This window comes from Micromonospora sp. ATA51, from assembly GCF_016802855.1.
Lineage (GTDB): Bacteria > Actinomycetota > Actinomycetes > Mycobacteriales > Micromonosporaceae > Micromonospora > Micromonospora sicca.
On sequence record NZ_JAEVHJ010000086.1, the window covers coordinates 1 to 22,823 of the forward strand.

Annotated in this window: 17 protein-coding genes and 7 pseudogenes; 11 read left to right on the top strand and 13 right to left on the bottom strand. The window is 71.4% G+C overall.

Annotation, left to right across the window (positions count from 1 at the left end):
• Nucleotides 1–65: 65 nt before the first annotated feature.
• The 10 genes and pseudogenes from JNW87_RS41510 to JNW87_RS15705 form a co-directional block, all read right to left on the bottom strand.
• A complete protein-coding gene (locus tag JNW87_RS41510) occupies nucleotides 66–251 on the bottom strand; it encodes an RICIN domain-containing protein (RefSeq protein ID WP_375373515.1) in 186 nt (61 codons plus the stop codon).
• Nucleotides 182–1,645, bottom strand: a complete 1,464-nt coding sequence (locus tag JNW87_RS15665; RefSeq protein WP_375373516.1) for a glycoside hydrolase family 30 beta sandwich domain-containing protein — start codon at nucleotides 1,643–1,645, stop codon at nucleotides 182–184. Before JNW87_RS15665 ends, JNW87_RS41510 begins: the two co-directional genes overlap by 70 nt.
• 469 nt (nucleotides 1,646–2,114) lie before the next feature.
• Nucleotides 2,115–3,526: pseudogene (locus tag JNW87_RS15670) on the bottom strand (GH1 family beta-glucosidase).
• 50 nt (nucleotides 3,527–3,576) lie between these two features.
• A pseudogene (locus tag JNW87_RS15675) lies at nucleotides 3,577–4,583 on the bottom strand (ABC transporter ATP-binding protein).
• 115 nt (nucleotides 4,584–4,698) lie between these two features.
• Complete coding sequence (locus JNW87_RS15680) at nucleotides 4,699–5,754, bottom strand: ABC transporter permease (protein ID WP_109803489.1); 1,056 nt, start codon at nucleotides 5,752–5,754, stop codon at nucleotides 4,699–4,701.
• Nucleotides 5,755–5,758: 4 nt separating this feature from the next.
• Nucleotides 5,759–6,739: an ABC transporter permease gene (locus JNW87_RS15685; RefSeq protein WP_109803490.1), complete on the bottom strand. Its 981-nt coding sequence runs from the start codon at nucleotides 6,737–6,739 to the stop codon at nucleotides 5,759–5,761.
• Nucleotides 6,736–7,808 (bottom strand): annotated as a pseudogene (locus tag JNW87_RS15690) (ABC transporter ATP-binding protein). Before JNW87_RS15690 ends, JNW87_RS15685 begins: the two are co-directional and overlap by 4 nt.
• Before the next feature lie 79 nt (nucleotides 7,809–7,887).
• Nucleotides 7,888–9,560, bottom strand: a pseudogene (locus JNW87_RS15695) (ABC transporter substrate-binding protein).
• A gap of 119 nt (nucleotides 9,561–9,679) precedes the next feature.
• A complete protein-coding gene (locus JNW87_RS15700) occupies nucleotides 9,680–10,681 on the bottom strand; it encodes a LacI family DNA-binding transcriptional regulator (protein WP_238453934.1) in 1,002 nt (333 codons plus the stop codon).
• A 370-nt stretch (nucleotides 10,682–11,051) separates the two neighbouring features.
• Nucleotides 11,052–11,921: an aminopeptidase gene (locus tag JNW87_RS15705; protein ID WP_109799871.1), complete on the bottom strand. Its 870-nt coding sequence runs from the start codon at nucleotides 11,919–11,921 to the stop codon at nucleotides 11,052–11,054.
• Between the two features lie 165 nt (nucleotides 11,922–12,086).
• Between JNW87_RS15705 and JNW87_RS15710 the strand changes: the two genes are divergently transcribed.
• The 8 genes and pseudogenes from JNW87_RS15710 to JNW87_RS15745 form a co-directional block, all read left to right on the top strand.
• The gene (locus tag JNW87_RS15710; RefSeq protein ID WP_109799870.1) at nucleotides 12,087–12,356 is read left to right on the top strand and encodes a glutaredoxin domain-containing protein; all 270 of its coding nucleotides are present in this window, start codon (nucleotides 12,087–12,089) and stop codon (nucleotides 12,354–12,356) included.
• 37 nt (nucleotides 12,357–12,393) lie between these two features.
• The gene (locus JNW87_RS15715) at nucleotides 12,394–13,509 is read left to right on the top strand and encodes a Xaa-Pro peptidase family protein (protein WP_109799869.1); all 1,116 of its coding nucleotides are present in this window, start codon (nucleotides 12,394–12,396) and stop codon (nucleotides 13,507–13,509) included.
• Entirely contained in the window at nucleotides 13,506–14,648 is a 1,143-nt protein-coding gene (locus JNW87_RS15720; protein ID WP_109799868.1) for an acyl-CoA dehydrogenase family protein, read from the top strand. The genes JNW87_RS15715 and JNW87_RS15720 overlap by 4 nt, the downstream gene beginning before the upstream one ends.
• 62 nt (nucleotides 14,649–14,710) lie before the next feature.
• Nucleotides 14,711–14,863, top strand: coding sequence for a DUF433 domain-containing protein (locus tag JNW87_RS15725; protein WP_109799867.1), 153 nt, complete (start codon nucleotides 14,711–14,713; stop codon nucleotides 14,861–14,863).
• A 60-nt stretch (nucleotides 14,864–14,923) separates the two neighbouring features.
• A complete protein-coding gene (locus JNW87_RS15730; RefSeq protein ID WP_109799866.1) occupies nucleotides 14,924–15,433 on the top strand; it encodes an Lrp/AsnC family transcriptional regulator in 510 nt (169 codons plus the stop codon).
• Nucleotides 15,434–15,727: 294 nt separating this feature from the next.
• Nucleotides 15,728–15,964, top strand: a complete 237-nt coding sequence (locus tag JNW87_RS15735) for a hypothetical protein (protein WP_109799865.1) — start codon at nucleotides 15,728–15,730, stop codon at nucleotides 15,962–15,964.
• Nucleotides 15,961–17,670, top strand: a complete 1,710-nt coding sequence (locus JNW87_RS15740; RefSeq protein ID WP_238453935.1) for a CDP-glycerol glycerophosphotransferase family protein — start codon at nucleotides 15,961–15,963, stop codon at nucleotides 17,668–17,670. Before JNW87_RS15735 ends, JNW87_RS15740 begins: the two co-directional genes overlap by 4 nt.
• An 86-nt stretch (nucleotides 17,671–17,756) precedes the next feature.
• Nucleotides 17,757–17,953: pseudogene (locus tag JNW87_RS15745) on the top strand (Lrp/AsnC family transcriptional regulator); the annotation flags it as partial.
• On the opposite strand, the gene JNW87_RS15750 reads toward JNW87_RS15745, so the two are convergent.
• Nucleotides 17,883–18,494 (bottom strand): histidine phosphatase family protein, encoded by a 612-nt coding sequence (locus JNW87_RS15750; RefSeq protein ID WP_109799863.1) that lies wholly within the window; start codon nucleotides 18,492–18,494, stop codon nucleotides 17,883–17,885. The pseudogene JNW87_RS15745 and the gene JNW87_RS15750 sit on opposite strands and share 71 nt — an antisense overlap.
• Before the next feature lie 165 nt (nucleotides 18,495–18,659).
• Between JNW87_RS15750 and JNW87_RS15755 the strand changes: the two genes are divergently transcribed.
• Entirely contained in the window at nucleotides 18,660–18,845 is a 186-nt protein-coding gene (locus JNW87_RS15755; RefSeq protein ID WP_109799862.1) for a CsbD family protein, read from the top strand.
• A gap of 262 nt (nucleotides 18,846–19,107) precedes the next feature.
• Nucleotides 19,108–19,443 carry a YnfA family protein gene (locus JNW87_RS15760; protein WP_109799861.1) on the top strand — a complete coding sequence of 112 codons (336 nt, stop codon included), beginning with the start codon at nucleotides 19,108–19,110 and terminating at the stop codon, nucleotides 19,441–19,443.
• Nucleotides 19,444–19,446: 3 nt separating this feature from the next.
• Here the strand turns inward: JNW87_RS15760 and JNW87_RS15765 are convergent.
• Together JNW87_RS15765 and JNW87_RS15775 are read right to left on the bottom strand one after the other, a co-directional pair.
• Nucleotides 19,447–20,579, bottom strand: a pseudogene (locus JNW87_RS15765) (low temperature requirement protein A).
• A 99-nt stretch (nucleotides 20,580–20,678) separates the two neighbouring features.
• Entirely contained in the window at nucleotides 20,679–22,085 is a 1,407-nt protein-coding gene (locus JNW87_RS15775; protein WP_109799858.1) for a KamA family radical SAM protein, read from the bottom strand.
• Between the two features lie 157 nt (nucleotides 22,086–22,242).
• Between JNW87_RS15775 and JNW87_RS15780 the strand changes: the two are divergent.
• A pseudogene (locus tag JNW87_RS15780) lies at nucleotides 22,243–22,823 on the top strand (zinc-binding alcohol dehydrogenase); the annotation flags it as partial.

Consider the following 22,823-nt stretch of genomic DNA (forward strand, 5'->3'; position numbering starts at 1 on the left):
GGGCCGCCCCCGCTCGCGCGCCCGTTGAGCCGCCGGGCCGGCGCGGTAGCGCGGCCCGGCGTCGCTCACGCGGGCAGGTTCCACTTCTGGTTGGCGGCACCCGTGCAGGACCAGATCTGCGTCTTGGTGCCGTCGGCGGAGGTGTTGCCGGTGACGTCGAGGCACTTGTTCGCCTGTGGGTTCACCAGGTCCCGCCCGGCGGTCCACGTCCACTGCTGGGCGGCCGTGCCGTTGCACGTCCACAGCTGCACCTTGGTGCCGTTGGCGGTGCCGCGCCGGCGACGTCGAGGCACTTGCCCAGCGCGCGGAGCGTCCCGTCGGCGGCGCGGGTCCACTGCTGGTTCGGCCCGCCGAAGCAGGTCCAGATCTGCGCCGGGGTGCCGTCGGCGGTGCTGCCGTCGGTGACGTCGAGGCACTTGCCGCCGAGCCCGGTGATCATGCCGGTCGGGGCGCCGCCGCCGGACTGGGTGCCCGACCAGGTGAAGGTGGCGGTCGTCCGGGCCGGCAGGGTGTAGGTGAAGGACTGGCCGCCCCAGACGACCTTCACCGACTGGGCGGAGGTGCCGCCGTTGTGGGCGATCAGCGCCTTGGACCCGTCGGGGTTGCGCCAGGCGACGTTCTGCACGGTGCCGTTGGCGGTGGAGTCGATCCGGTACGCCCCGGGCCGGACGAACTTCGTCAGGTGCCCCGTGGTGTAGTACTCGACCGTGTAGTCGACCTGACCGGCCCGGTCCCCGCCCTCCTGCACGGTGATCAGGCCGGTGCAGGTGCCGCAGCCGCCGTTGTGCGGGCCCATGAACTGGTTGACCGCGAGGCTCCACTTGACCACGCTCCGGCTCCAGTTCCGGGCGTAGTTCACGATGTCGGCCATGTCCTCGTTGTGCTGGTTGCCGATCCAGGTGCCGCCGGAGTGCTCGGTGCTGAACTGCGACACCGCCGGGTACTGGCCGTGGACCTGGCTGCCGACCGCCGGGTCGCCCCAGTAGCCGTGCCAGGCGATGCCGCCGAACAGCGGGTCGGTGCGCACCGCGCTGTCGGCGAGCAGCCCGGAGCCGATGCTGCCGTAGTCGCCGTAGTTCCAGTCGTGCACCAGGACCTTCGTGGTGATGCCGGCGGCGCGGAACGCCGGGTAGACGAAGTTCTTGGTCAGCTCGACCAGGCCGGAGGAGTTCCAGCTCATGCCCGGGTAGTCCATCGCGGTGGGGTTGCCGGACTGGCAGCAGTTCGGCTCGTTCTGCACCGACAGGTAGTCGACCTGCACGCCGCGGGCCGCGTACGCCTGGATGGTCTTGACGAAGTACTGGGCGTAGGTGGCGTAGTACTCGTACTTCAGCCAGCCCATCTGGTCCATCCGGCCGTTGTCCTTCATCCAGCCGGGCGCGCTCCACGGCACCACCATCACCCGCAGCCCCGGGTTGAGCTGCCGGGCCTGCGCGGTGAGCAGTTCGACGTTGGTGTCGTAGCCGTTGGCGCCGAAGTCGTTCAGGTTGCAGCAGGTGTCGTCGAGTGAGACGTTGCCGGGCCGGGACAGGTCGGACGCGCCGATCGGGTTGCGCACGAACGACAGGCCGATGCCGTCGGTCGGGCTGAACAGCTTGCGCATCACGTCGTCGCGGGTGGCGGCGCTGACCGGCCCGCCGCGCAGCAGGTACGCGGTGGTGTCGGTGATCGACGCGCCGGCCCCCTCGAACTGCTGGTAGCGGGTGTTCTCGTCGACGGTGATCGTGTGCGTGGCGGCTCCGCTGCTGGCGGCGAAGCTGACCGGGTTCTGCCGTTGCAGGCCACGGGTGACGGTCCGGCCGCCGGCGTCGGAGGTGGTGGTGAGCCAGAGGTCGACGCTCTCCCCGGCGGCCCGCGCCGCCGGTGGGGCGAGGGCGACGGTGCCGGCGACGAGGCCGAGCGCCAGGGCGGCGCGGCGCCGAGCGGCGCGTGGTGGGGGGTGGTGGGTGCACGGGTGCTCCCTTCGGAGTCAGCCATCACATCGATGGTCATGACTGAGGGAACACTTGTAAATTGCTTATGTCAAGGCATGAAAAAAGCGCTCGCACGGGGGCCCGGGGGACACGGCGCGGCGGCCGCCCGGGAGCTGTTCCGGGCGGCCACCGCGCCGTCGGTCACCGCTCCCCGCGCACCCGCCGGACGGTGTCGCGGTACCAGAGCGCGCTGCGCTTCGGGGTGCGCCGCTGGGTGTCGTAGTCGACCCGCACGATGCCGAACCGCTTGTCGTAGCCGTACGCCCACTCGAAGTTGTCCAGCAGCGACCAGGCGAAGTAGCCGCGCACGTCCGCCCCGGCCAGCCGGGCCCGGGCCACCGCCCGCAGGTGCTCCGTCAGGTACCTCACCCGGTCGTCGTCGGCGACGAATCCGTCGGCGTCGGGCCGGTCGTCGAACGCCGCCCCGTTCTCGGTGATGACCATCGGCACGCCCGGGTAGTCCTGGCTGAGCCGGACGAGCAGCTCGGTGAAGGACTCCGGGACGATCTCCCAGTCCATCGCGGTGCGGGGCAGGTCCCGCCGGACCACCCGCTGCACCGGCCGGCCGGCCTCGTCCCGCTCCCGCCCCTGCTCGTCCACGCCGGAGAAGACCTGCCCGAAGTAGAAGTTCACCCCCAGCACGTCGAACGGGGTGGAGATGACCGCCAGGTCACCCTCCTCGACCGGGATGTGCACCCCCTGGCGCGCCAGGTCGGCCACCACGTCCTCCGGGTAGCGGCCGTGGACCAGCGCGTCCAGGTAGAGGCGGTTGCCCAGCCCGTCGGCCGCCCGGGCGGCGTCCCGGTCCGCCGGGCTGTCCGTGGCCGGGTCGGCGGTGGCCAGGTTGACGGTGATGCCCAGGTCCACCGGCCCGCGGGCCGCCGCCCGCATCCCCTGCACCGCCAGGCCGTGCCCGAGCAGCAGGTGGTGCGCGGCGCGATGCCGTCGCCCAGGTCCCGGCGACCCGGCGCGTGCGCGCCGTAGGCGTAGCCGAGCATCGCCGAACACCACGGCTCGTTGAGGGTGGTCCAGGTCTTCACCCGGTCACCCAGGGCGTCGAAGACCAGCTCCGCGTAGTCCGCGAACCGGTACGCGGTGTCCCGCACCGGCCAACCGCCGGCGTCCTCCAGCTCCTGCGGCAGGTCCCAGTGGTAGAGGGTGACCCACGGGTCCACCCCGCGGCCGAGCAGCTCGTCCACGAGCCGGTCGTAGAAGGCCAGCCCGGCCGGGTTCGCCGGACCGCGCCCGCCGGGCTGCACCCGCGGCCAGGCCACCGAGAAGCGGTACGTGTCCAGGCCCAGGTCCGCGATCAGCGCGACGTCCTGCGGCATCCGGTGGTAGTGGTCGCAGGCCACGTCGCCGTGGTCCCCGTTGGCCACCGCCCCGGGCACCCGGCAGAAGGTGTCCCAGATGGACGGCGTACGACCGTCCTCGGCGACCGCGCCCTCGATCTGGTACGACGAGGTCGCCACGCCCCAGCGGAAGGTCGGCGGGAGGGTGTCGATCGGATCGGCCTGCCCGGTGGTGGCCGAGGCGGTGCGGTCGCTGTCCATGGTTCTCCTCGCGGTTGCGGGTGGTTCGGATGGTGCGTGGTCGGGCCGGATCACCGGGGCACCGCCGCGGCCGCAGGGTGCAGCCAGCAGGCGACGGCGCGCCCCGGGTCGTCGTCACCGGGCGGACCGAGTAGTGGCAGCTCGGCGTCGCAGGGCGTGAAGGCCCGGGGGCAGCGGGGATGGAACGCGCAGCCGGTGGGCATGGCGCGCAGGTCCGGCGGGGAGCCGGGAATGCCGGTCAGCTCGCGGCGGGGGCCGCGCAGCGCCGGGAAGGAGTGCAGCAACCCGTCGGTGTACGGGTGCAGGGCCCGCCGGTACAGCTCGCCGGCCGGCGCCTCCTCCACGATCCGGCCGCCGTACATGATGGCGATCCGGTCGGAGAACTCCACCAGCAGCGACAGGTCGTGGGTGATGAACAGCACCGCGAAGCCGAGCCGCTCGCGCAGTTCGGCGAGCTGGCCGAGGATCTGCCGCTGCATCACCACGTCCAGCGCGGTGGTCGGCTCGTCCATGATGACGACCTGCGGCTCCAGTGCCAGCGCCATCGCGATCATCACCCGTTGCCGCATCCCGCCGGAGAGCTGGTGCGGGTAGCTGTCCAGCCGGTCGGCGGCGATCCCGACCAGCCGGAGCAGGTCTCGGGCCCGGGCCAGCCGGGCGGCCCGGGTGGTCCCCGGCTCGTGCGCCCGGATCACGTCGAGCAGCTGGGTGGAGACCTTGTGCACCGGGTTGAGCGAGTTCATCGCCCCCTGGAACACAATGGACGTCTCGGCCCAGCGGAAGTCCCGCAGCCGCGCCGGGGACAGCGACAGCACGTCCACCGGCGGCCCGTCGACGGGTGGTAGATCACCTCGCCGCCGCTGATCACCCCGGGCGGGGGCAGCAGCCGGGTCAGCCCGTACGCCAGCGTCGACTTGCCGCTGCCGCTCTCCCCGGCAAGCCCCAGCACCTCACCCCGGTGCAGGGTGAGGTCCACGTCGCGGACGGCGTGCACCGCCTCGTCGCCCAGCCCGTAGTCGACGCACAGCTTCCTGATCTCCAGCACCGGCTCACTCATCGGAGCCCCCCTTCGTTCGCGACTGCGGGGCTCCGCTCCGCTGCACTCCTCGCGCTCACCGGAAGCCCCCCTTCGTTCGCGACTGCGGGGCTCCGCTCCGCTGCACTCCTCGCGCTCACCGGTCGGCTTCCTTCCGCTGCGGGGTGACCACCTCGGGTCGCGGCCGGGGCGGCGGCAGGGTCGCCGGGCGGGCCAGCACGGGGGTGAAACCCACCCGCATCCGGACCACGTGCCCGTCGGCGGTACGGACCCGGGCCCGGCCGGCGCTGCGCAGCCGGGGACTGACGAACTCGTCGATGCCGAAGTTGATCAGCGCGAGGGCGGTGCCCAGCAGCGCGATGGCCAGCCCGGCCGGGACGAACCACCACCATGCGCCCTGGGCGAGGGCCTGCTGGCTCTGCGCCCAGAACAGGATCGTCCCCCAGTTCCACGACGAGACGGACGAGATGCCGATGAAGGCCAGGGTGATCTCGGACATCACCGCGAAGATGACCGTGCCGACGAAGCCGGAGGCGATGACCGCGGTCAGGTTCGGCAGGATCTCGAAGCCGATGATCCGCCAGGTGCTCTCGCCGGTGGCCCGGGCCGCCTCCACGTAGTCGCGCCGGCGCAGCGACAACGTCTGAGCGCGCAGCACCCGGGCGCCCCACGCCCACGAGGTGAGGCCGATGACCAGCGCGACCACCAGGTCGCCGGCGTCGGTGATGGTGGACGTGACGATGATGATCAACGGCAGCGCCGGGATCACCAGGAACACGTTGGACAGCGCCGACAGGGTGTCGTCGGACAGGCCGCCGAGGTAGCCGGCGGTCACCCCGACCAGGACGGACAACACGGTGGCCACCACCCCGGCGGTCAGCCCGACCAGCATCACCCCGCGGGCGCCGACCAGGATCTGGCTGAACACGTCCTGGCCGAGGTGGGTGGTGCCGAACCAGTGCTGCGCCGATGGTGGCTGGAGCAGTTCGTTGCTGCGGGCGTCCGGCTCGTACGGGGCGATCCACGGCCCGATCACCGCGAGCAGGAGGTACCCGGCGACCAGGGCCAGCCCGGTGGCGGCCTTGCCGTTGGCGACGAAGCGCCAGCGCCGGCGCCGGGCGGCGGCGGACGGCTGCGCCATCGCGCCCTGCTTCGGGATGACCTGCTCGATGCTGGAGGTGGGAATGCTCATCGCCTCAGCCCTCCTTGCGGGTACGCGGGTCGAGCAGCAGGTACGCCACGTCGGCGAGCAGGTTCGCCACCAGCACCGAGAACGTGATGACCAGGAAGATGCCCTGCATCAGCGGGTAGTCCTTGGCGCCGACCGCCCGGAACAGCAGGAAGCCGAGCCCCGGGTAGGAGAAGACGATCTCCACCAGCAGGGTGCCGCCGACGATGAAACCCAGCGACAGCGCGAAGCCGGCGACGTTGGGCAGCAACGCGTTGCGGGCGGCGTAGTTCAGCGCCACCCGGCGTTCCGGCAGGCCCTTGGCGTGGGCGACGGTGATGTAGTCCTCGGCGGCAACGGTGACCATCATGTTGCGCATGCTGAGGATCCAGCCGCTCATCGAGGAGATCAGGATGGTGGCGGCGGGCAGCAGGCTGTGCTGCACCGCGCTGCCCAGGAAGATGGTGTCCAGGGCCGGCACCAGACCCGGCTCGTAGCCGCCCGAGGAGGGGAAGAAGCTGCCGGGGCCGGCCAGCACGGCGATCGCGACCAGTCCCAGCCAGAAGTACGGCACCGAGGACAGGAACGTGGTGGCCGGCAGCAGCCCGTCCATCCAGGAGCCGCGCCGCCAGCCGGCCAGCACGCCCAGGCCGGTGCCGAGGGCGAAGCTCACCAGGGTGGTGATCCCGACCAGGGCGAGGGTCCACGGCAGCGCGTCGCCGATCATGTCCGACACCGGCGCCGGGAACGCGGTGAACGACAGGCCGAGGTCGCCGTGGAACAGCTGCTTCCAGTAGTCGACGTACTGGTCCCAGATGCTGTCGTGGGAGTCGAGGCCGAACAGCACGTACAGCGACTTGATCGCGTCGGTGCTGAGCTGCCCCTGGTAGCGGGAGATCAGCGACTTGACCGGGTCGCCGGGGATCATCCGGGGGATGAAGAAGTTGATGGTCAGCGCGGCCCACGCGGTGAACAGGTAGAAGGCCAGCCGGCGCAGCAGATAGGTCACCGGTTCACCTCCCGGGCCGCCGCGACGGTGGCCGGGTCGTAGAGCCAGCAGGCCGCCCAGTGGTCGGGGCGGTCGCCGACCTCCAGCCGCGGCGGCAGGTCGGTGGTGCAGCGCGGCATGGCGCCGGGCAGCGCGGGTGGAACCGGCAGCCGGCCGGCGGGCGGATCAGGCTGGGCGGCTCGCCGTCGCCCCGCTCCCGCCCGGCGGCCACGGCGTCGCCGGTGATCCGGTCGGGGTCGGGCGCCGAGTCGATCAGCAGCCGGGTGTACGGGTGGGCGGGCGACTGGGTGACCGTCTCGCTGCCGCCGCCCTCCACCAGGCGGCCGGCGTACATCACCAGCGTCTCGTCGGCGAAGTAGCGGGCCGACGCGATGTCGTGGGTGATGTAGAGGATCGCCAAGTGCAGGCGCTCCTTCAGGTCGCGCAGCAGGTTCAGCACGCCGAGCCGGATGGAGACGTCCAGCATGGAGACCGGCTCGTCGGCGAGCAGCACGTCCGGGTCGGCGCCCAGCGCCCGGGCGATCGCCACCCGCTGCCGCTGCCCGCCGGAGAGCTCGTGCGGGAACTTGTCCAGGTAGCGCTCGGCCGGGGTGAGCGAGACCCGTTCCAGGAGCTTCGCCAGCGCCGCGTCGAGGTCGGCGGCGGTACGGCCGGCGTTGCCGTGGATGCGCAGCGCCCGGGTGAGGTGGTAGCGCACGGTGTGCACCGGGTTCAGCGACGCGAACGGGTCCTGGAAGATCAGCTGCACTCGGCGGGCGTACGCCCGGAAGGGCCGACCACCGCGGACGGTGACCGGCTCGCCGTGCAGGCGGACGGTGCCCGCGGTGCGCGGGTAGAGCTGCGCGAGCAGCCGAGCGACCGTCGACTTGCCGGAGCCGGACTCGCCGACCAGGGCGGTGACCTGGCCGCGGCGCAGGGTGAGGTGCACGTCGTCGACCGCGTGCACGGTCGGTCGGGTGCGGGTCAGCAGGCTCCCCAACCGTCTGCTCACGGGGAAGTGCTTGGTCAGGCCGACCGCCTCCAGCACCTCCTCGCGGACGGCCGGGGCGTCCGTGGTGGGGGTCGTCATGTCGGGTTCCTGTCTTCTCGGTAGAGAGGGGTGCCGTCGGTGGTCCGGGCGGCGGCAGCCGCCGCCCGGACCACGTCGGTCAGGAACCCGCCGGCTTCAGGTGCTGCACGACGTCGGCCGCGTTCGGCTGGGTCGGCTGCGCCGCGCCGTAGGCGTTCGCGTCGTCCGGCCAGCCGGTCCAGTTCTTGGTGCTGTACGCCGCGCCGACGTTGTCCGCGCCGACCGGGATCATCGGCGCCTGCTCCACGAAGACCTTCTGCAGCGTGGCCAGCGCCGCCGTCCGCGCCGCGTCGTCGGTGGCGTTGGCGTACGCGGTCAGCGCCGCGGTGGCCTGCGGGTTGTTGAAGCGGCCGAAATTGCCGGCCGGGGAGGACTTGCCGACCGGCTTGAGCAGCCGGCCGTCCATCACCGTCTGGTAGATGTCGTACGGGGTGGCCCCGCCGTTGGTCCACCGGAAGGTAGCGTCGAACTTGCCCTCCTCGACGTTGCGGAACCAGGCGTCCTGGTTGGCCTTGTCGACGGTGGCGGCGATGCCGATCTTCGACAGGTTGTCCTTCACGATCTCCAGGCTGGTCTGGTAGTCCGACCAGCGGCCGGGTCGGTCAGGGTGAGGGTGACCGGCTTGCCGGACGGGTCGGTCAGGGTGTTGCCGTTGTACTTGAAGCCCGCGTCGGTGAGCGCCTTCTTCGCCCCCTCGACGTCGACCTTGTGCTCCTGGCCCTTGAACTCGGCGGAGATGTAGGCGTCACCGGCCGGGCTGGGCAGTCCGGTCACGCTGCGCACGAGGGGGTGGAAGTAGCCCGCCTCGGCCTGGTTGAAGATGTCCTCCCGGTTGATCACCATGCCCATCGCCCGGCGCAGCGCCGGGTTGTCGAACGGCTTCTTCGTGGTGTTGATGTACAGGCCGTGGATGCCGAGCACCGGCGGCGCCCACACCTTGTGGTGCGCCTCGTCCTTGGCCTGGAAGACCGTCTTGACGTTGGGGATGAAGACGAAGCTCCACTCCGACTCGCCGTTGGCCAGCGCGGTGGTCTGCGCGTTGTTGTCGGTGTACGACGTGTAGCGCAGCTCCTTGACCTTCGGCAGTTCCTGCCAGTAGCCGCTGGTGCGTACCGACAGGGTGGTGGTCTGCGGGGTGAACGACTTCAGCGTGTACGCCCCGCTGCCGACCGGGTTCTTGTTGATGTCGGTGGACGGATCCTTGATGGCCGACCAGACGTGCTTCGGCACGATCGGAACCTGGGCGACGATCTTCTGCTGGTTGACGAACTGCGGGGAGTCGAAGGTGAGGGTCACCTCGTTGCCGCTGCTCGACACCGACTTGTACGGCGTTGCGAACTGGTTCAGGCCCTCGTTGTCCTTGACCAGGTTGTACGTGAACGCGACGTCCTCGGCGGTGACCGGCTTCCCGTCCGACCAGGTGGCGTTGTCGCGGATGGTCACCTTCACCGAGGTGTAGTCGGTGCTCCACTCGGCCTTGGTGGCCAGCCACGGCTTGAACGGGTCGGCGGGCTTGACCGGGTTCCACATCATCAGCGGCTCGTAGATCTGCCAGCGGTAGCCCAGGGACGACGCCGAGGAGGTGGTGAGGAACGGGTTGTGGTTCTCGGTCTGCGGGCCGTTGGGCATGCCGACGTTGAGCACCGTCGTGCCGCCCTTGTTGTCGCGGGCCTTGGTGTTCGCGGTCTCGCCGCAGCCGGCGAGGGTCACCGCGCCGGCGAGCGCGATGGCGACGAACTGCCGTCTTCTCATGGTGGTCTCCCTCGATGCTCCCGCCTTGGGGGAGCGGACGGTGGGTGGGTGAAGGGTGTGCGGTGCCGCCACCGGTCGGGCGGGCCCGGCCGGCGGTGCGGGTGGGGTGGACAGCGGGGTCAGGCGCCGGTGGTCGAGGCGCGCGCGGTGAAGCTGGTCGGGATGATGGTCGGTTGGTCGGGCAGGGGTGCGCCGGCGAAGTGGGAGATGAGCGCGCGGGCGGCGGCCGCGCCCATCTCCCGCAACGGCTGGCGCACCGAGGACAGCGGCGGGTGGGTGTGCCCGGCCAGGGGCAGGTCGTCGAAGCCGACCACCGCCACGTCCTGCGGCACCCGGCGGCCCGCGTCGCGCAGCGCCTGGAGAGCGCCCGCGGCGGACAGATCGTTGTGGGCGAACACGGCGTCGAACGGCACGCCGGCGGCGAGCAGGCGTTCCACCGCCGCCCGCCCGCACTCGAAGGTGAAGTCGCCCTCCACCACCAGGGCCGGGTCGATCGGCAGACCCGCCTCGGCGTAGCCGCGGGCGAAGCCGTCGAGCCGCTCCCGGGTGCAGCCGAAGCGGCTCAGGCCGGTCACGACCAGCGGGCGTCGTCGCCCGAGCACCAGCAGGTGCGCCGCGGCGGCACCGGCGCCCGCCGCGTTGGTGGTGCGGACCGAGGGGAAGCCCGGCTGGTGGCCTCGGTCGTCGATGAGCACGACCGGCAGGCCCCGCTCGTGCAGCGCGGTGATGTAGTCCAGGGTGCCCTCCGGCTCGACCACCAGCAGGCCGTCGAAGGACTTCGCCGAGACCTGGGAGGCGAACCGCCGCATCGACTCGTCCCCCCGGTTGCAGGTGGACAGCAGCAGGCCGTACCCCTCGGACTCGACCACGTCGACCGCCCCCTGCAACACCTCGCCCATCCAGGGCCAGGTGAGGGCGGGTACCAGCATGCCGACCACCCGGGTCCGGCCGCGGGCCAGCCCGACGGCCCGGGCGCTCGGCACGTAGCCCAGGTCGGTGATGACCGCGCGGACCCGGTCCGCGGTCCGGCCGTCCACCTCGCCCTTGCCGTTGAGCACCCGGGAGACGGTCGTCTTGCTCACGCCCGCCCGGGTGGCGACGTCGGCGATGGTGATCGGCACGTGACGCTCCCGGGTCGCAGGGATTGAGGGCGTGTTGCGGAACCGGTTTCGGAAGCGGTTCCGTCGCAGTCAATCGAAGTGGTGGCGGTCACGTCAATAACGGAGACGTAACGAAACATGACTTACTTCAAGACCTCAAAGAAGTGCCTGGCCAGGGTGGGTGCGCCATGGGTCACGGCGGGGTTCGGGCGACGACGGGGGTGGGCCGCGGAGCAGCATCGATGCCGGCGAACGACCGGAAATTGCGTCGCCGATCCGCGGGTGCGACCTACGGTGCTCCGATGACCCACCCCGACAGGAGTCGGCGAGCCCAGCGTCTCCCCGTGTGGCTGCTGGATGTGGACGGCGTGGTCAACGTGGACCGCCCCGCCTATCTACGTTGCGGGGCCTCGGCCTGTCCAGGGTCAGCCTCACGGGAGCTGCGCAATGCGCCGACCGCCACCAGTCCGGGGCCGGCGAGCGCAAGCGCCGCCTCTACGGCCTTCGACACCTGCGGGAAGTTTTCCGCCGACGTGCTCACCCTCACCCCTACCTCCAGGAAGGCATCGTCGCGAGGGTTGGCAATCATCCACCAGCCTGACCACGTCGCGGCGAGATCCGAGTAAGCGTGAGCCGCCGCCAGCGCCAGCAGGAACGACCCGACCGGGAGCAGCCATCGCCGGTCAGCGCGCCAACCGGACAGCGCGAGTGCCCCCATGGCCGCGAGGGTGCCGAGCAGCGCTGGCCATACCGTCCCGAGCAGTTCGAGCAGTGGATAGCGGCCGAACCCTCTGGCGAAGCTCAGCCCGAACCAGGCGAGTAGCAGCAGCGCGAGGAGGCTGGTCGCCACACCCCGCCGCCTACCCCGCGCCGGCAACGCCAACACACCGGCCGTGAGACACAGAACGCCAAGCAGCAGACCCGCCGCCGCGAGCCGCTCCCGGTCGATCATCTCCCGCCAGCGTGCCAGCATGGCCGTCTCACCTACCCGGCCGTACGTCAGCAAGCTCCCATCACCGATCTGCTCCTGGTACCAGGACAGTCGCGTCGCCGCGACGACGGCGAGCAGCCCGATACCGAGGATGACCGCCCACCTCACGCGACGCACACCCCGGCTCGCCGCCACCACGTACCCGAGCAGCGCGAGCAGCATGACGAGGCCGTACTGCAGTGACGCGCCGGGCATGACGAGCAGCGCCGCCGCAACGGAGAGCACACCGCTCACGACGGATGCCAGCAGCAGGCCGAGCGGGAGACGCATGGTCAAGATCGTGGCACATTGTCCGGGGCACGCGGCCTGCACATGCTCAGCCGGTGCCGTCGCTGCTGCACAGCGCGGTGCGGCACTCCCGCACCGACGGTCCGGTCGCCCCGGCCTGGCAGACTGGGCCGCGGCGCCGCCGCGCGCCGTGGTGGGGAGGGCCCGATGGAGCAGGACCGGGATGGTGTCGTCCTGTACTGGCGGCCGATGTGCACGTACTGCCTGAAGCTCTGGGTGAAGCTGCGCTTCGCCCGGCTGCCGTACCGGGCGGTCAACATCTGGCGGCACCCGGACGCCGCCGCGTTCGTCCGCTCGGTCGCCGACGGCAACGAGACCGTCCCGACCGTCACGGTCGCCGGACATCCGCTGGTCAACCCGTCGCTGCGCCAACTGCGAGCGGCGGTCCGGGAGCACGCCCCGCATCTGCTGGCCTGAGCTACGCCGCCGCCCAAACGACCGTTAAGCTGGGCGGGTGGGAATCGACGAGCTGTACCCGGCCGAGCGGCTGGCCGCCGCGCAACGCGCCACCGTCGCCGCGGGGCTGGACGCGCTGCTGCTCACCCCCGGCTCCGACCTGCGCTACCTGACCGGGTACGACGCCCACGCGGGGGAGCGGCTGACCTGCCTGGTGCTGCCCGCCGAGGGTGAGCCGACGCTGATCGTGCCGGTCCTGGAACGCCCGGCCGCCGAGGCGTCCCCCGCACCGGCCACCGGGCTGCGCATCGTCGACCACACCGATGGAACCGACCCGTACCCACTGGTCCGCACGGCGCTGCCCGGCCCGGTGACGGCCGTCGGACTGGCCGACCGGATGTGGGCCGAGCAGGTCCTCGCGCTGCGCGCCACGCTGCCCGACGCCGCCCAACGGCTCGCCGGCGAGGTGCTGCGCGAGCTGCGGATCCGCAAGTCGCCCGCCGAGGTGGCGGCCCTGGCCGAGGCCGGCGCGGCGATCGACGCGGTGCACGACCGGATGGGGGAGTGGCTGCGCCCCGGCCGGACCGAAACCGAGGTGGCCACGGACATCGCCGCCGCGATCCGCGCCGCCGGCCACGTGACCGTCGACTTCGTCATCGTGGCCGCCGGGCCGAACGGCGCCAGCCCGCACCACGGCACCTCCGACCGGCCGATCGGCGCCGGCGAGCCGGTGGTGGTGGACATCGGCGGCACCATGCCGTCGGGCTACCGCTCCGACTGCACCCGCACCTACGTCGCCGGCGGCCCCGCCCCGACCGACTTCGCCGCCTACTACATGGTGCTGCACGAGGCGCAGCGCGCGGCGGTCGAGGCCGTCCGCCCCGGCACGACCGCCGAGGCGGTCGACGCGGTGGCCCGCGACCTCATCGCCGGCGCCGGCTACGGCGAGGCCTTCCTGCACCGCACCGGTCACGGCATCGGCCTGGACGGCCACGAGGAGCCGTACGTCGTCGCCGGCAATCCCCGTCCGTTGGAGGCCGGCATGGCGTTCTCCATCGAACCGGGCATCTACCTGGCCGGGCGGCACGGCGCCCGGATCGAGGACATCGTCGTCTGCACAACGGACGGCGTGCAACGGCTCAACACCACCCCCACGGAGCTCATCGCGCTATGACTGTCGACCGGATCCTCCCCACCGACGAGGCCCACGACCTGCTGGACCTCGCCACCGAGCTCGCCGACCGGGAGCTCGCGCCGAAGGCCGCCGGCTTCGAGGAGCGCGGCGAGTTTCCCCGCGAGGTGCTGCGCACCGTGGGCCGGGCCGGCCTGCTCGGCCTGCCGTACGCCGAGGAGCACGGCGGCGCCGCCCAGCCGTACGAGGTCTACCTGCAGGTGCTGGAGATCCTGGCCGGCCGCTGGCTCGCCGTCGCCGAGGCGATCAGCGTGCACACCCTGTCCTGCTACCCGGTGGCCCAGTTCGGCACCGACGAGCAGCGCAAGCTGCTGCCCGACATGATCGGCGGGGAACTGCTCGGGGCGTACTGCCTCTCCGAGCCGCAGGGTGGCTCCGACGCGGCGGCGCTGACCACGAAGGCGGTCCGCGACGGCGACGCGTACGTCGTCTCCGGCACCAAGGCGTGGATCACCCACGCCCGGGTCGCCGACTTCTACAACATCTTCTGCCGCACCGGCGGCCCCGGCCCGAAGGGCATCTCCTGCCTGCTGGCCGACCGGGCCACGCCCGGCATCCACCCGCAGGCCGCCGAGCGGACGATGGGGCTGCACTCCTCCCCGGTCGCGCAGATCGCCTTCGACGACGCCCGGGTGCCCGCCGACCGGCTGATCGGCGGCGAGGGGATGGGCTTCACCATCGCCATGTCCGCCCTGGACTCCGGCCGCCTCGGCATCGCCGCCTGCGCGGTCGGGCTGGCCCAGGCCGCGCTCGACTATGCGGTCGGGTACGCGCGGGAGCGACAGCAGTTCGGCCGCGCGATCATCGACTTCCAGGGGCTCGGGTTCAACCTCGCCGACGCGGCCACCCAGATCTCCGCCGCCCGGGCGCTGACCCTCGCGGCCGCGCGGCTGCGTGACGCGGGCCGGCCGTACTCCATCGAGGCGGCGAAGGCGAAGCTCTTCTCCACCGACATGGCGATGCGGGTGACCACCGACGCGGTGCAGGTGCTCGGCGGCGCCGGCTACGTGGCCGACCACCCGGTGGAGCGGTACATGCGGGAGGCCAAGGTGCTGCAGATCGTCGAGGGCACCAACCAGATCCAGCGGCTGGTCATCTCCCGCGCCCTCGCGAAGGGCTGACCTGTCGCGGTGACGTTCCCCCGGATCACCGTCGACCCCGGCGTCATGGGGGTGCGCCCTGCGTGCGGCAGTCGCGCGCCACGCTGCTGGCGATGATGGCCGAGGGGATGTCCGTGCCGGACATCCTCACCGACCTGCCCTTCCTCGACGCGGAGGACATGGCGGAGGTGCTGGACTACGCGGCGGACGCGGTGCGCGACCGCACGGCCGGCTGAGCGTCACGCCCGGCGGGCCGGGTGCGGCACGAGAGCCCGTTTCCAGGTAGGTTGCACCGCGTGGAGGAGATCGACCGCGCCATCGTCGCCGCGCTGACCGGAGACGGTCGGCTGTCGTACACGGACCTGGCCGAGAAGGTGGGTCTGTCGGTGTCCGCGGTGCACCAGCGGGTCCGCCGGCTGGAGCAGCGCGGCGTCATCAAGGGATACGCCGCCCGCGTCTCCTTCGAGGCGCTGGACCTGCCGCTGACCGCGTTCGTGGCGATCCGGCCGTTCGACCCGTCGCAGCCGGACGACGCGCCGGAGCGGTTGGCCCACCTGCCGGAGATCGACTCGTGCTACTCGGTGGCGGGGGAGGACTTCTACCTGCTGCTGGTGCGGGTGGCCAGCCCGACGGACCTGGAGCGGGTGCTCCAGGAGATCCGGACCTCGGCGAACGTCACCACCCGCACGACCGTCGTGCTCTCCACTCCGTACGAGCATCGCCCGCCGAAGGTCGGCCCGGATCCCGTGAATCCGCACCGGCTCCGTGGCATCTCGGCTGAGTCGGCGGGTTCGCAGGCGGGTTGACCCCGCTCAGCGAGCGATGATCGCCTCCGCCCCTGGCCGGGGACGGCCGGCAAAAATCGGATGCGGTCATTGGTGAGCGCTCGGCGCAGGCGGACAAGATCGTGCCAAACGGGTCGAGGAAGATCGAGAACGGGCTACCCCGGTGCGGCCGGCTGGCAGGGATCGAAGCTAGGATCCATCCCTGATTCGTGCGGTCCGGACCATGAGCGGACGCCGGGCCTACGGCCGGTGTTGTCCGTGCTGCCTCCGCCCTCGAGTCGCTTTGCGTGTCATCAACGGGAGGATGAGGTAACCGTGCTGTCGCATGAGCGAAGCGCCTTCGGGCCCCGACAGGCGGAGAGCTTCGCCACCTACCTGCAGTTCCTTGAGCACAACGACGTCGAGCACGTGGTCCAGCCGGGCAAGGCGAACCGGGCCTACGACGCGGCGCTCGCTGCCGCCCAGTTGCAGCAGAACTTCCTGGCGAACTGCCGGGGCCGGGTGGGGCAGCCGCTGCGGATCAACCCGTCGCCGGCGGGGGTTGGGCGATGACGGCTTCGAAGCCGGGTCGGTCCCGGTTCAGCGGATGGCTGGCGGAGGCCCGGACGTCGGCCGCGGGGGCGCTACTGCCCGCCTCGGCGGTCGAGGTGGTGGCCCTTGCCGCCCTGCTGCTGGCGGCGGTGGGAAGCTCCCGCCTCTGGGCGCTTCCCCTGGCCGTTCTCGCGCTCGGTCTGCTGGCCTGGGCGTGGCGTGGCGGTTCGGTGTCCGGCGGAACGTCCGTCGTGGCGCGTATCCTCCTGCTGGCCTGCGCGTACCTGCTCGGCGCGGTACACGGCAGTCTTGATCCCGCCTTGGCCGTTGGTGTCGCCGTCGCAGGCTTGGCGGTTCTCACCGAGTCGCTGTTGGCGGCCGTGTCCGATGCTGTTTACCCCGTCTCGGCCAACCTGCCCGGAAGCGGCTCACGGCCTGACCGTAGCCCCAACACGAGCCGCGTGGCGCTGGTCAACGGCGCTGCGGTTCTCGTGGCACTGGTCTGCGCGTTCACCGACATCTTCGGGGTGATCGCGCTGGCGGTGGCGACCGCGGCGCTCGGGTTGGCCCTGTTCACCGGGTTGCAGGCGCTGACGCGGGTGCGGGCGCGGCGCAGCAGTGAGACGAAACTGCATGCCGCGCTGACCGCCTACGAGCCGGTCTTTCTCGTGCATTGGAACGCACCCGCCGGCACCGCCTACCAGATCGCGATGTGGTTGCCCTACCTGGAACGCCTCGGCAAGAAGTTCTTTGTGCTGGTTCGCAGCCAAACCAACTTCAATGAGGTGGTGGGTCTCACCAAGGCCCCGGTGGTCCTGCGGATGGGGCTGAACCAGCTCGACGATGTCATCGCCCCGTCGCTACGGGCAGCCTTCTACGTCAATACCGCGACGATGAACAACCACGTGATCCGGTATACGAACCTGACGCACATCCAGCTCAACCACGGCGACAGCGACAAGGTGCCGAGTCACAACCCGGTCTTCCGGATCTACGACAAGAACTTCGTCGCCGGCCAGGCCGCGATCGACCGGTTCGCGGCCAACGGCGTGAGCATGCCCGCAGAGATGTTCACCATCGTCGGGCGCCCTCAGGTCGAGAACGTCGCCATCGCCACCGGGCCAATCGCCTCGATTGCCAACCCTCGGGTCCTGTACGCCCCGACGTGGGCCGGCTTCTATGCCGACTCCAACTATTCCTCGCTGCTCGTTGGCTGCGACATCATCAAGGCGCTCGTCGCTCGCGGGTGCAGCGTCGTCTTTCGACCGCATCCGTACAGTCAGCGGTCCGCGGAGTTGACCCGCGAGTGTGAGCGCATCCGGACGCTGCTGGCTGACGACCGCCGGGCGAACGGACGGCCACACGTCTTCGGAGCCGAGGCTGAGGTGGCGATGACGGTCGCGGACTGCTTCAACGCGTCGGACGCGATGGTGTCGGATGTGTCGAGCGTGGTGGCGGACTACCTGTACTCGGAGAAGCCCTTCGTGATGGTTGCCGTCTCGGTGCCGGCGGCCCAGTTCCCGGAGGCGTTCCCGCTTGCGCGGGCGGGCTACGTGATCGACGCGTACGGCGGCCGGCTGCAGGGACTCGACGCCGCCCTCGACGACCTCCTCGGCAGCGACCCCCTCGCCACTACCCGCCGCGACCTCAAGAAGTACTACCTTGGGGACATTCCGGCGGACCGGTACGCGCAGCGCTTCCTCGACGAGGCCTCGCGCTACCTCTGATCCTGCCAGCGCCCACTATTGGCTCCGGTTCAGCGTCAACGCTAACGGAGCCAATAGTTGTGGCGCGGCCACGTGAGGATGCTCCCTTGACCCTCAGGCCAGCTGGCCCAGCCGACCGGAGCGGCTGTTGCCGGAGATCGGGACCTCCGCGAACGTCACCACCCGCACCACCGTGGTGCTGTCCACGCCGTACGAGAATCGGCCGCCGAAGATCAGTGCCGAACGCCCGGGCCGGGGTCGGTCCCGGGGGGCGGCGGAGCCGGCTGGTTCCAACGCTGGATGACCTGCCGCCCGTGCTCGTGACCGAGCACGCTGACGGTGGCGGTGTCCAGCCGCAGCCGGGCGCCGGCCGACGGCGGCAGGCCGATCCAGCGGGCGCCGAGCACCCGCAGGCTGTGCCCGTGGCCGACCAGGCCGACGGTGCCCCGGTCGAGCAGGGGAGTGACCCGGGCGAGCACCCGGTCGAGGCGTTCGCCGACCTGCGAGGGTGACTCGCCACCGGGGCAGCCGTCGGTCCAGATGTTCCACTGCGGGTGTTCCTCCTGGATGTCCGCGGTCGTGCGTCCCTCGTACTCGCCGTAGCTCCACTCGGCGAGGTCGGGGTCGGTGGCGTCGACGTCGAGGCCGGCGAGCTGCGCGGTGCGCAGGGCCCGCTGCCGGGGACTGGCCAGCACCCGGACGAACCGCCGGCCCGCGAGCATCACGCCGAGCGCGCGGGCCTGCCGCTCGCCGTCGGGGGTGAGCTCCAGGTCGGTGTACGAGGTGTGCCGGTGACTGGCGGTCCAGGCCGTCTCGCCGTGCCGGATCAGCAGGATCTCTCCCATTCGTCCAGTTAACCAGCCGGCGCGCTTCCCCGTTCACCTAGTATCCTAGGACGCTTTAGCGGTTGTGCCCGGGCACACCAGCCGTTTGGCCAAGGGACATGCGGGGACGCACCCGGGGACGGAGCATGCGGCCCCGGAATGCCGCGACAGCGGAGGGAGTCCTCGATGAGCTTCACCGAGAAGACGAAGAACAAGGCCCAGGAGCTGAGCGGACTTGCCAAGGAGCGGATCGGCCAGGCCACCGACAACGAACGGTTGCGGGCGGAGGGCGCCACCGAGCAGAGCACGGCGCGCGCCCGAAAGGCCGGCGAGCAGGCCGGCCGCGACGTCAAGGACGCCTTCAACAAGTGACCCGCACGGCGACGGGCTCCCAGTCCGGGAGCCGTCGCCGTGCGTCTGGGCTACCTCCGTCCGGTACCCGATACGGCATACCGTCGAAGCATGAGTCCGGATGCTCCTCCTTCACCTTCCTGGTCTCCGCCACGGACGGCGTTGTCGTGGACGTGCGGGTTCCGGCCGGGCGCGAGGCCGCCCTGGACGGACTCACCGACCGGGCGAGACCTCGCGGACGGCTCGGTGAGCTGATGCGGTGGCCGCTGGGTAGCCTCCCGGCATGACGGTTGCCCGTTCCCTGCTGCTGTTCGTGCTGGCCGCGCTGGCCGAGATCGGGGGAGCGTGGCTCGTCTGGCAGGGCTGGCGGGAGCACCGGGGGCTGTGGTGGATCGCGGCGGGCGTGCTGGCGCTGGGGGCGTACGGCTTCGTGGCGACGTTCCAGCCGGACCCCAACTTCGGTCGGATCCTGGCCGCGTACGGGGGTGTGTTCGTGGCCGGGTCGCTGGGCTGGGGTGTGCTGGTGGACGGCTTCCGCCCGGACCGCTGGGACGTGGCGGGCGCGGCGATCTGCCTGCTGGGCGTCGCCGTCATCATGTACGCGCCGCGGGGCGGCTGACCGCTACGTCGTCGCCGTGTGCGGCTCGCCGCGGAGTGGGCCAGCCAACGGCATCACGGTGAGCACACCGATTGCCGCGGCGAGCTGCGCACCGGCGACGGTCCCGATGCCGAGGGGCAGGGTGGCGAGCGCGGCGGTGGCGCCGGCTGGTCGGGCCAGGGGTAGGCCGAGGCGCAGGCCCAGCCGGGCGCCGGCGACGCCGGTGAGGAACAGGGCGACGCCGCCGGAGAGCGCGAGCGCGGCTCCGATGCTGGCCGGCTCGCCCGGGTGGGAGACGGCGGCGTGGATGCCGGCGGCGGTGGCGATGATGCCGAGCAGGATCAGGTAGTGCGGCAGCACGTAGGTGCGGGCGGCGAGGTGGGTGCGGGCGCTTGGGGTGGCGGTGGTGAGGGAGGCAACGGCGTTGCGGGTGTCGGTGAAGTAGGTCCACCACATGGCGGCGGGCAGGGCGAGTCCCATGACGATGGCGCCCGCCGTGCCGGCGGTGACGTGGCGGACGTCGACGCCGGCGCCGATGGCGACGACGGTCTCGCCCAGGGCGATGATCACGAGCAGGCCGTGGCGTTCGACGAAGTGTCCGGCGGAGACGTGGAAGGTGCTGGCGACGCGGATCCAGGAGTGTCCGGGTGTGAGGTAGGGCAGCGCGGCCTGGACGAGGGCGGCGGCGAGCCAGAGCGCGTAGGTGGCGGGGGCGTCGACGAACGCGGCGAGAACGATGAGCAGCGCCGCGCCGAGGTTGTAGGAGGCGAGGCGGGGGACGACGGCGCGGGCGTCCGAGCGGCTGAACATGATCAGGTGGACGCCGTTGAGGACGAGGTAGCCGAGGGCGAAGAGCAGGCCGGTGTCGGTGAACGCGGCGGGGATGGCGACGCTGGTGAGCAGGAAGCCGGCCATGCCGGCGAAGAGGGCGATCTTCTGGGCGGGGCGTCGGGTGGCACGTGGTTGGTCAGCCAGGCGTAGCCGGTGTAGGGGTACCAGAGCAGTCCGAGGATGAGGACGGTGCGGCCGAAGCCGGCCCAGGTGAGGTCGTCTTCGAGGACGTGGGCGAGCTGAGTGACGATGAAGACGAAGACGACGTCGAAGAAGATCTCGACGGCGGTGACCCGGGCGGCGGTGTCGGGGGCTGCCGGGCTCATGGATCTGGAGGCTAGTGCCCGCGGCCGTCGGTGGTGCGGCGCTGGGGGAAAGGGATCGCCCCGGCACCTGCGGGTGCCGGGGCGAGGGTCCGTTTCGGGTCAGTCGTCGCGGTGGTCGGCCCACCATTGCTGGCCTGCGGCGGGCAGGGTGTCGATCGGGTCGTAGTAGGCGTAGCGCTTGTTGAGCGCCTCCAGGTCGGCGGACTCGATCGAGGTGCGGTAGTTCTTGGTCCAGTAGGAGATGCCGCGTTCGCGGTCGTACTCGGTGAGCATGTGCACCCAGCGCTTGCCGACGAAGGGGACGTCGCAGACGATCCGCGGGGTGGCGTAGCCGGGCAGGTAGCCCATGATGTCGTGCTGGAGTTGCTGGGCGTGCCAGACCGGGACCCGCCAGTGTTCGGCGTTGGGGATCATGTCGCACATGTAGAAGTAGTACGGCAGGATGCCCGCTTCGCCTTGCAGGGCGAAGCAGAGGTCGAGCAGGTCGGGGGCGGTGGCGTTGACGCCGCGCATGAGCACGCCCTGGTTGCGGACGTCGCGGACGCCGACGTCAAGGGCGGTCTGGGCGGCCTTGGCGACCAGCGGGGTGAGCGACTGGGCGTGGTTGACGTGGGTGTGGATGGCGAGGTTGACGCCGCGGCGGGAGGCGGTGCGGGCGACCCGTTCGAGGCCCTCGACGACGTCGGGCTGCAGCCAGTGCTGGGGGAGGCCCATGAGGGCCTTGGTGGCGAGCCGGACGTCGCGGACGGTTTCCAGTTCCAGCAGCCGCATCAGGTACGACTCGAGGTTCTTCCACGGCACGTTGGCCACGTCGCCGCCGGAGACGACGACGTCGCGGACGCCGGGGTGGGCCTTGAGGTAGCTGATGTGGGCGTCGTACCGGTCGACGGGCTTGAGGGTGAGCTTGAGCTTGTCGACGGCGGGGGTGGAGTTGCCGACGAGGTCCATCCGGGTGCAGTGGCCGCAGTACTGCGGGCAGGTGGAGAGCAGCTCGGCGAGGACCTTGGTGGGGTAGCGGTGGGTGAGGCCTTCGGCGACCCACATGTCGTGCTCGTGCAGGGAGTCGCGGCTGGCGTAGGGGTGCGACGGCCAGTCGGTGCGCCGGTCGGAGGCGACGGGGATCATGTAGCGCCGGATGGGGTCGGCGAGGAACGCCTCGGTGGTCATCGGCGCGAACGGCACCATCGTGTTGATCATCTGCGGCGGCACCAGCATCGACATGGTGGCCAGGGCCTTCTGGTCGGCCTCGAGGTCGGCGTAGAAGGACTCGTCGACTCCGTCGCCGAGGACGGTGCGCAGTTGCTTGATGTTCTTGACGCAGTTGACCCGCTGCCACTGGGCGTTCTCCCACTGCTCCCGGGTGACGTGGCGCCAGCCGGGGAAGCGGGTCCAGTCGGGTTCGACCAGGGGGCTGCGGCGGTATTCGTACGGCTGCCCGGCGGTCGAGACGGCGACCGGGGCGTGACGGGGTTGAGGGATGGTCTCAACCGGTTGGGTCTGGGTCACGGCCCCTCCTCGTTTCCTGGTGCGGGTTGATCAGCGATCCCGAAGGCTACTGGAAAATATCCGGTAAAGAAATTAGTCTGCCGTAAGTTTTCCCGCGACGCGAGTCCTAGCCAGGGCTTCGGGCGGCTGGAGGTAGGGGGTCGGCGTGACGTCACCGGTGGGTCTGCACCGCGTCGTGAAACCGGCGGGGGTGCTGCCGCAGGCGGCCTGGCGGCTGGACGCCGACCCGCGGATCGCCGCGAACGAGGTCCGCATCCGGGTGGAGCGGCTGAACCTGGACGCGGCGAGCTTCCGGCAGCTGTCGGAGAAGCACGGCGGCGACGGGGAGAAGGTCCGCGCCGAGGTGCTGGAGATCATCTCCACCCGGGGGAAGATGCAGAACCCGGTGACCGGGTCGGGCGGCATGCTGATCGGCACGGTGGACGAGGCCGGCCGGCGGTCCCCGCTGGGGCTGAAGGCGGGCGACCGGGTGGCGACCCTGGTATCGCTGACGCTGACCCCGCTGATGGTCCTCGACGGCCTGGCCCGCTGGGACGGGCGCAGCGAGCAGGTGCCCTGTGACGGGTACGCCATCCTGTTCGCCCGGTCGATCGCGGCGGTCCTGCCGGCCGACCTGCACCCGGAGCTGTCCCTGGCGGTCCTGGACGTGTGCGGGGCGCCGGCGCTGACCGCCCGCGTGGTGGCCGAGCACGTCGCCCGACGCCGGCGCGAGGGCGACCCGCGGCCGGTGAACGTGGC

Excerpts from the sequence above, each read along its gene's own strand:
- JNW87_RS15680 (WP_109803489.1), bottom strand. The coding sequence starts at position 5,754 with ATGAGCATTCCCACCTCCAGCATCGAGCAGGTCATCCCGAAGCAGGGC.
- JNW87_RS15705 (WP_109799871.1), bottom strand. The coding sequence starts at position 11,921 with ATGCGTCTCCCGCTCGGCCTGCTGCTGGCATCCGTCGTGAGCGGTGTG.
- JNW87_RS15710 (WP_109799870.1), top strand. The coding sequence starts at position 12,087 with ATGGAGCAGGACCGGGATGGTGTCGTCCTGTACTGGCGGCCGATGTGC.
- JNW87_RS15720 (WP_109799868.1), top strand. The coding sequence starts at position 13,506 with ATGACTGTCGACCGGATCCTCCCCACCGACGAGGCCCACGACCTGCTG.
- JNW87_RS15740 (WP_238453935.1), top strand. The coding sequence starts at position 15,961 with ATGACGGCTTCGAAGCCGGGTCGGTCCCGGTTCAGCGGATGGCTGGCG.
- JNW87_RS15750 (WP_109799863.1), bottom strand. The coding sequence starts at position 18,494 with ATGGGAGAGATCCTGCTGATCCGGCACGGCGAGACGGCCTGGACCGCC.
- JNW87_RS15755 (WP_109799862.1), top strand. The coding sequence starts at position 18,660 with ATGAGCTTCACCGAGAAGACGAAGAACAAGGCCCAGGAGCTGAGCGGA.
- JNW87_RS15760 (WP_109799861.1), top strand. The coding sequence starts at position 19,108 with ATGACGGTTGCCCGTTCCCTGCTGCTGTTCGTGCTGGCCGCGCTGGCC.